At 48.5% G+C, this 6,824-nt stretch carries 7 protein-coding genes and 1 tRNA gene; 1 reads left to right on the forward strand and 7 read right to left on the reverse strand.

Going from position 1 to position 6,824, the window contains the following annotated elements; translation table 11 throughout:
* Nucleotides 1–128: 128 nt before the first annotated feature.
* The 4 genes from serS to HMPREF1051_RS11345 all read right to left on the reverse strand — a co-directional run bounded on the left by serS (nucleotide 129) and on the right by HMPREF1051_RS11345 (nucleotide 3,680).
* A complete protein-coding gene (serS, locus tag HMPREF1051_RS11330) occupies nucleotides 129–1,424 on the reverse strand; it encodes a serine--tRNA ligase (protein ID WP_036493145.1) in 1,296 nt (431 codons plus the stop codon).
* 238 nt (nucleotides 1,425–1,662) lie between these two features.
* Nucleotides 1,663–2,229: a dCTP deaminase gene (gene dcd, locus HMPREF1051_RS11335; protein ID WP_003741335.1), complete on the reverse strand. Its 567-nt coding sequence runs from the start codon at nucleotides 2,227–2,229 to the stop codon at nucleotides 1,663–1,665.
* A gap of 71 nt (nucleotides 2,230–2,300) precedes the next feature.
* A complete protein-coding gene (locus tag HMPREF1051_RS11340; RefSeq protein ID WP_003768849.1) occupies nucleotides 2,301–2,717 on the reverse strand; it encodes an MORN repeat-containing protein in 417 nt (138 codons plus the stop codon).
* 63 nt (nucleotides 2,718–2,780) lie between these two features.
* Nucleotides 2,781–3,680: a recombination-associated protein RdgC gene (locus HMPREF1051_RS11345; protein WP_003768861.1), complete on the reverse strand. Its 900-nt coding sequence runs from the start codon at nucleotides 3,678–3,680 to the stop codon at nucleotides 2,781–2,783.
* A gap of 155 nt (nucleotides 3,681–3,835) precedes the next feature.
* Here HMPREF1051_RS11345 and HMPREF1051_RS11350 point away from each other — a divergent pair.
* Nucleotides 3,836–3,911: transfer RNA gene (locus HMPREF1051_RS11350), tRNA-Glu, on the forward strand.
* 479 nt (nucleotides 3,912–4,390) lie between these two features.
* On the opposite strand, the gene HMPREF1051_RS11355 is transcribed toward HMPREF1051_RS11350, so the two are convergent.
* The 3 genes from HMPREF1051_RS11355 to HMPREF1051_RS11365 form a co-directional block, all read right to left on the reverse strand.
* Nucleotides 4,391–5,308: an Imm52 family immunity protein gene (locus HMPREF1051_RS11355; RefSeq protein WP_003768858.1), complete on the reverse strand. Its 918-nt coding sequence runs from the start codon at nucleotides 5,306–5,308 to the stop codon at nucleotides 4,391–4,393.
* A gap of 72 nt (nucleotides 5,309–5,380) precedes the next feature.
* A complete protein-coding gene (locus HMPREF1051_RS11360) occupies nucleotides 5,381–5,785 on the reverse strand; it encodes a hypothetical protein (RefSeq protein WP_003768843.1) in 405 nt (134 codons plus the stop codon).
* An 85-nt stretch (nucleotides 5,786–5,870) separates the two neighbouring features.
* The coding region (locus HMPREF1051_RS11365; protein WP_036493150.1) for a type VI immunity family protein at nucleotides 5,871–6,824 on the reverse strand (954 nt) is incomplete at its 5' end.

The raw sequence follows: 6,824 nt of genomic DNA on the forward strand, positions 1-6,824 counted from the left end.
ACGCTTAGGCTCGATATTGCCGTTTTGATTTTGGCAGCGGCAGCCGATAACGAAAAGGTCGTCTGAAACCTTGTTTAAGGGTTTCAGACGACCTTTTGATGTGTTGGCGATGGAATCAGCTACACGGCTTATCGGGCTTCCAGTTTGGTCACGCCGCCCATGTAAGGCTGCAAAGCGGCAGGAATATTGATGCTGCCGTCGGCGTTTTGATGGTTTTCCAAAACCGCGACCAAAGTACGGCCGACTGCCAAGCCGGAGCCGTTTAAGGTGTGTACCAAGCGGTTTTTGCCGTTTTCGTCTTTGAAACGCGCCTTCATGCGGCGGGCTTGGAAATCTTCGCAGTTGGAGCAGCTTGAGATTTCGCGGTAAGTATTTTGCGCGGGAACCCAGACTTCCAAGTCATAGGTTTTGGTTGCGCCGAAGCCCATATCGCCGGTACACAAGGTAATCACGCGGTAGGGCAGTTCCAAAGCCTTCAGGATGTTTTCGGCATGGCTGACCATTTCTTCCAGCGCTTCGTATGATTTTTCGGGATGAACGATTTGCACCATTTCCACTTTGTCAAATTGGTGTTGGCGAATCAGACCGCGTACGTCTTTACCGTATGCGCCTGCTTCGGAGCGGAAACATGGGGAATGGGCGGTCAGCTTCAGCGGCAAATCGCTGCCTGCCACGATACTGTCGGCAACGGTATTGGTCAGCGTCACTTCGGCGGTCGGAATCAGGTATTGCGTTTTTTTGCTCTCGTCGCCGCCGCGGGTAACATGGAACAAATCTTCTGCAAATTTAGGCAGTTGGCCCGTGCCTTGCAGGGTGGTGTCGTCTACGATGTAGGGCGTGTAATGCTCAGTGTAACCGTGTTTCAGCGTGTGCGTATCGAGCATGAATTGCGCCAGCGCGCGGTGCAGGCGGGCGATTTGACCTTTCATGACGGTAAAGCGCGCGCCGGACAGTTTCGCGCCGCCTTCGAAATCCAAGCCCAAGGGTTCGCCCAAATCGACATGGTCTTTGATTTCAAAGTCAAATTCGCGCGGGGTGCCGACTTTGCGGACTTCGACGTTTTCGGTTTCGTCTTTGCCGACAGGCACGCTTTCGTGCGGCAGGTTGGGAATGCTCAACAACCATGCGTCCAATTCTTTCTGAACGGCATCCAAATCGGCGGCGGCCTGCTCCAAATCGGTTTTGATTTGGGCGACTTGATCCATGGCTGCCTGCGCCTCTTCGTGTTTGCCCTGTCCTTTCAATGCGCCGATTTGTTTGGAAATGCTGTTGCGCGAGGCTTGCAGTTCTTCGGTTTTCACTTGGACGGCTTTGCGCTGCTCTTCCAAGGCATTGAAACGTGCGGTATCAAACTCATAACCGCGCTGCGCCAAACGTTCGGCGACGGCTGCGGTGTGGCTGCGGAGCTGTTGGATGTCTAACATTTTGTTCTCTCGATAAGATTTGGAAATGGCATCATTGTAAACCAAATTAAGGATATTTTCACAATGGAAGCGTTTGGGGACGGGCTTTGCGGCAGATATGAAAAGGGTCGTCTGAAACGCCGGCTTTAAGTTTTCAGACGACCTCGGACGGATTCGGATACGGTAAACCCGATGCCGTCAGATGTGTTTTTCCTAATGTCCGCAATGTCTGTAAAACACGGGCGGCGGCTTGCCATCATCAGGTTTTCGGCAGGGTGACGCCGGTTTGTCCCATGTATTTGCCGTTGCGGTCTTTGTAGGAAGTTTCGCAGATTTCGTCGCTCTCGAAGAAGAGGACTTGCGCCACGCCTTCGCCGGCGTAGATTTTGGCGGGCAGGGGGGTGGTGTTGGAAAATTCGAGGGTAACGTAGCCTTCCCATTCCGGCTCGAACGGGGTGACGTTGACGATGATGCCGCAGCGGGCGTAGGTGGATTTGCCCAAGCAGACAGTCAGGACGTTGCGCGGGATGCGGAAGTATTCGACCGTACGCGCCAGTGCGAAGGAGTTTGGCGGGATGATGCAGCAGTCGTCTTCGACGGTGACGAAGTTTTTCGGGTCGAAGTTTTTGGGATCGACAATGGTGCTGTTGATGTTGGTGAAAATTTTAAATTCGTTGGCGCAGCGGATGTCGTAGCCGTAGCTGGACGTGCCGTAGGAGATGATGCGCTGTCCGTTGGCTTCTTTGATTTGGTTCGGCTCGAAGGGGTCGATCATGCCGAACTCTTCGCTCATGCGGCGTATCCATTTGTCGGACTTGATGCTCATAATGTTTTCCTTGTTTCTTGCGGTTTTCAGACGACGTCTGCGGAGAGGTCGTCTGAAAATGCGGGACGGGGTTATTTGGTTTTGGGCAGTTTCACTTCTTTAATCATGCCGTTTTCGCATTTCATGATGAAGACGGTTTCGCCGTTTTGCGATGCGGTGAATTTGCCGTGTGCCAGGCCTTTTTTGAACGTGCCCGACAGTATCATGTTGCGGAACTTGGTGCTGTTGGAATTGAACGGTTCGATGAAGGTTTCGCGGTTGGCGGAGACGGTGTAAACGCCTTGTCCGTCGAATTTGCCGTTTTTAAACGCGCCGGTGTAGCTGCGTCCGTCTTGGCAGCGCCATGTGCCTTTGCCGGCGGGTTTGCCGTCTTTGCCGACATCGCCGTCGTAGGTGCAGCCCGGTTCCTGATAGGAAGTCAGGACGGCGGCAGAGGCGGGGAGGGCAAACATAATGGCAAGCGGCAGGAATGCGAGGTGTTTAAACATAAAGGTTGTCCATCGGAGGTAGGTTTCAGACGACCTTTTATCGTGTAAAGGTCGTCTGAAAAATTAGTCTTGCCAGCCGCCCAAATAGGAAACCAGCTCTTCCAACATGGTGCTGACGGATTCCGCCATCAGGATTTGCGAGGCGAAGGCAAGGCTGGCGGCATCGTCGCCGTTGCTTTCGGCTTCTTCCTGCAATACGTCGAGGTATTGGATGCGCTTGAGCGTGAAGTCTTGCGTGAGGATGAAGGCGATTTGTTCGCGCCACACCAAGCCGAGCTGGGTCACGGTTTTGCCGTTTTTGACGTGTTGGACCACTTCATCGGCGGTCAAATCTTGTTTGGACACTTTGACGACGGGAACAACATCGCCCACGCCTTTGAGTTCGCAATCGCTGTCCAATTCAAAACCGCCTTCGCAATGCCCTTGCAACAACCAACTGGTCATCAGGGAAGAGGGCGATTGCTTGGTATTCGGCAGCGAGGCTTCCAAACCGCCCAAGGCTTCGCGCAGCTTGGTCAGGATGTTTTCCGCTTTGGCGGAAGCCGCGTTATTGACGAGCAGATAGCCGTGGCGGGTGTTGAACACCGCTTCAGTACGGCTGCTGCGGGTAAACGCGCGGGGCAGCAGGTCGTCTGTGATTTGTTCTTTAAGCTCTTGTTTTTCCTTGCGGCCGACATTGCGGGCTTCATTGTTTTGGATTTCCGCCACCTTCTCTTCCAAAATATCGCGGATGACGCCGGCAGGCAGGACTTTTTCTTCTTTTTTCAGGGCGACGCGCAAAGTAAAATCGGCAGGGAAAACGAGTTCGGGAGAGAACGAAACCGGTGCGGCAAAGCCCTCGCTGGACCAGTCCAAACCTTGGCAGCGGGTGAATTCAGCCTCCGCAAGTTTGTCGGCAAGTACGTCCGCTTCGGGCAGCTTTTCTTTGTTGAGCGGATAAAAACTGATCTGCTTGAACCACATGGTTTGTTTTCCTTTTCATTAAAAGCGGCATTATACAGGCAAAGCGGATACAAAGATAAGGCGCAGAAGGGTCGTCTGAAACTGATTTGACCATAAAAAACGCTCAACCCGTTGACAGCGTTTTAACGCTTATGTATAGTTCGCAACTCGGTTACGCGCCCATCGTCTAGAGGCCTAGGACACTGCCCTTTCACGGCGGCAACCGGGGTTCGAATCCCCGTGGGCGTGCCAGATTTTCAATAAACCCTTACTGGAGAACAGTAAGGGTTTATTTTTTTGTCTTTGGGAATGGATGGGACTGGGTATTGGCTGTTTTCATGCAGCCATTAAAGAATTTCGGCTTTTTTGAAAAACTGATTGCAATGAATGGCATAAAAAATCTTAAGCCCAAATCCGTGCCTTCTGCGCAAATTCAGATATAGTGGATTAACTTTAAACCAGTACGGCGTTGCCTCGCCTTGCCGTACTATCTGTACTGTCTGCGGCTTCGTCGCCTTGTCCTGATTTAAAGTTAATCCACTATATCAGGTTTAAATCTCAAAATCTTTCTTTCTCTGTATTTATCCAAGAAAAAGAGGAGTAGCGTCCCATATTCTCCATATTCGGTGTGGTTACCATTCTATGCTGCGGTAAACCGTGTAATACCGCATCTAGTAGTTAGCAGCCTGAAAACAAAAAATGCGGGCAGAAGGCTCCCGCATTTTCTTTGCCTATATCCCGCTTCCCTGATTTATGTTTTTCAGGCGCTGTTCACGACTGATAAAGGGTAAATCGCTAATTTGAGGAATGCCAAAATGATCCACAAGAGGCAACAATCCTAAATGGTGCAGCTCCTGTTCGATGGCGGCAGTTACCTTACGCATTTCAGGATTCTCAAAGTCGTAGGGCTGCTCGGTGCTAATAATGATACTGCCTCTATTCGGAAGATAGATAACCTCGTTTGCACTGGGTACTTCCTCTGGTAGGATTTCGGCAGGTAGAAAGGTAAACCATTCTAAAGCCAGACGTTTTTTGTAAAGGGAAAATGGCCAGACAGGCGGGGGGTAAAAGCGATTCAATCCATGAAAATGACAATGTGCCTGATATTTGTCCAAATAAAAGAATATCCATTCTTTTATCAAGGCTTTACTGATATCGGATTCGTTCATCAAAAAGTAATGACCCAAATTAACATCCCCATCAATATTTAAACTAGGACGCAATTTAAACAAACCGTGTCGTTTTTCTATTGCACGATGTTCCCCCTCATATTTATGCCATTCCTTATAGGGCACATTCAGCCAGTCCAGGTCGAACATTTCGGGCTCATGCTGTACTTCTTCCGAAGTCAGTGCAAAATCCTTCATCAGCGCAAGATCAGCGAGAGGCAGAGGAAACTCGACGTATTTGTCTTTATAGTTGTGATTGTAGTTTTTACTGGTCTTGATCACCGGATAGCTTTTGTCTTTAAAGTTGACCATGCCGTTTTTGATATTTCTACGTTCTGTCAACAGTTTTACCGTAACTGTATCGTTACATACAAATAGCTCTTGGAGATGTTCTTTTTGAAAAGCTAACATATCCTTGAATACACGATCGAAGGAATGCTGTATAACGGTGAAATGCATTATGAAATCGATTTTTTTCATTTAGTTTCCTATATTCATTCTTTTGACGCATTTGGGATTCGCTGCAATTTCCTGTCCGCCTATCGGATACTGCTAGAGTTCAATATTATTAAGAAAATTCTCCTGATTCATAGCGTCGAATGTTTCCATATCTAAATGCGCCCATTTATATTCACTGACGAAATCCCGCAGCATTTGGCTTTTTGACACGGTTCTGCCCCAGGCGTCATAAATGGTTTTCCCCAGATATTCTTTAAGCGTGCCGGTTACCTCGTCTGGTGCTGAGGCGGAAATAATGATGTAGTCGTTGACTGCACTTTTTTTCAATCCTGCTGCAACGGCTTCGTCATACAACGATGAAAATTTTGAAAAATCGTTCAATAAAGATTTAATTTCCTCTTCTTTTTCAAACCTGTGTAAAGTTTTAAAAATCCACTGCTTTTCGGCTTCGTGATCTATATCGTCATCGTCTAAGTAGCTGCACGTTAAATCAAACATTGTATGTGTCCTTTCTAAAAGTAATTGTTGTGTTTGGGCAGAGTCCGTGGGTCGTCTGAAACGGTGGCGCGGCAGTATCGGATCATTAAAACTCTGAAGCCACCAGTACACTGCCTCCGTCGTCCCGCTTGACCAAACGCCAAACACAATAACCTTTCCAAATTTCCGTTGTGCCGTTTAGAAGGTGCTGGTAATACTCTCCCCTATCAGGAAAAACTTCTCCTTCTTCAAAATGTCGTTCTATCGCATTCTCAAGATCGTCGGGTATCCACAACCCGGCATAAGGTGCTTCCAAAGGACGTTCTCGGTAAACAGGCATCAGTTCCTGCTTCGTCCCTTCGGGATCAAAAATCCCGTTTTCAAAATTGGCATTATCCCAACGATGCAGCCAGTAATAGCCTTGGGAAGCTGAGTAGCGGTTTTTGCCGTTGCCGAAAGCAGTATGTAGTGAGTCGTTCAGCTTTTGCGTCAGTATCGGCCGCATCAGGTTGTTCACTATCAGGTAATTAACGGGCAACGGTTTGGTTTTATCTCCCAAATCGGGGAATTTTCCTGCTTTGAATACCATGGTGCCGTTATAAGTCTTCAGTGTAATATCACGATAATGGTTCAAAACGTTTTGGATTTCCGTGCTGTTCAGTTTATTCTGAAACGCCTTACCGACAAGTGTGTACCAGCTGATAGATTTTATACCTTCGTACCAAAGGAGGGTTATGGGTGAATCTGAATCAGGTGTTACTCCCCAATAACGTTTGGTAACGGCGTATTCATAAAATTGGTATTTATAGTAGGAATCGGGGAGAGCGATGGTCAGTCCGGCATAGCCGTGGAAAATATCAAACTGTTTGCAAACATATTCCACCCAATCTTCGAATTCCTGCTGTTGGGCAGTGGTCGATAAAAAGGACAAAGGCAGGGTAATTTGAAGGCAAGACAATCCATTTTCATCTATTGGGTGGGAGGATAGGGTTTTGAACTGATATTCCGGAGCCCTTTGACCATATTCCGTATCAGAAGTCAGCACACATTCTAATCTGCG

This window comes from Neisseria sicca VK64, assembly GCF_000260655.1.
In the GTDB taxonomy this organism is placed as follows: Bacteria; Pseudomonadota; Gammaproteobacteria; order Burkholderiales; family Neisseriaceae; genus Neisseria; species Neisseria sicca_B.

Excerpts from the sequence above, each read along its gene's own strand:
- serS (WP_036493145.1), bottom strand. The coding sequence starts at position 1,424 with ATGTTAGACATCCAACAGCTCCGCAGCCACACCGCAGCCGTCGCCGAA.
- dcd (WP_003741335.1), bottom strand. The coding sequence starts at position 2,229 with ATGAGCATCAAGTCCGACAAATGGATACGCCGCATGAGCGAAGAGTTC.
- HMPREF1051_RS11340 (WP_003768849.1), bottom strand. The coding sequence starts at position 2,717 with ATGTTTAAACACCTCGCATTCCTGCCGCTTGCCATTATGTTTGCCCTC.
- HMPREF1051_RS11345 (WP_003768861.1), bottom strand. The coding sequence starts at position 3,680 with ATGTGGTTCAAGCAGATCAGTTTTTATCCGCTCAACAAAGAAAAGCTG.
- HMPREF1051_RS11355 (WP_003768858.1), bottom strand. The coding sequence starts at position 5,308 with ATGAAAAAAATCGATTTCATAATGCATTTCACCGTTATACAGCATTCC.
- HMPREF1051_RS11360 (WP_003768843.1), bottom strand. The coding sequence starts at position 5,785 with ATGTTTGATTTAACGTGCAGCTACTTAGACGATGACGATATAGATCAC.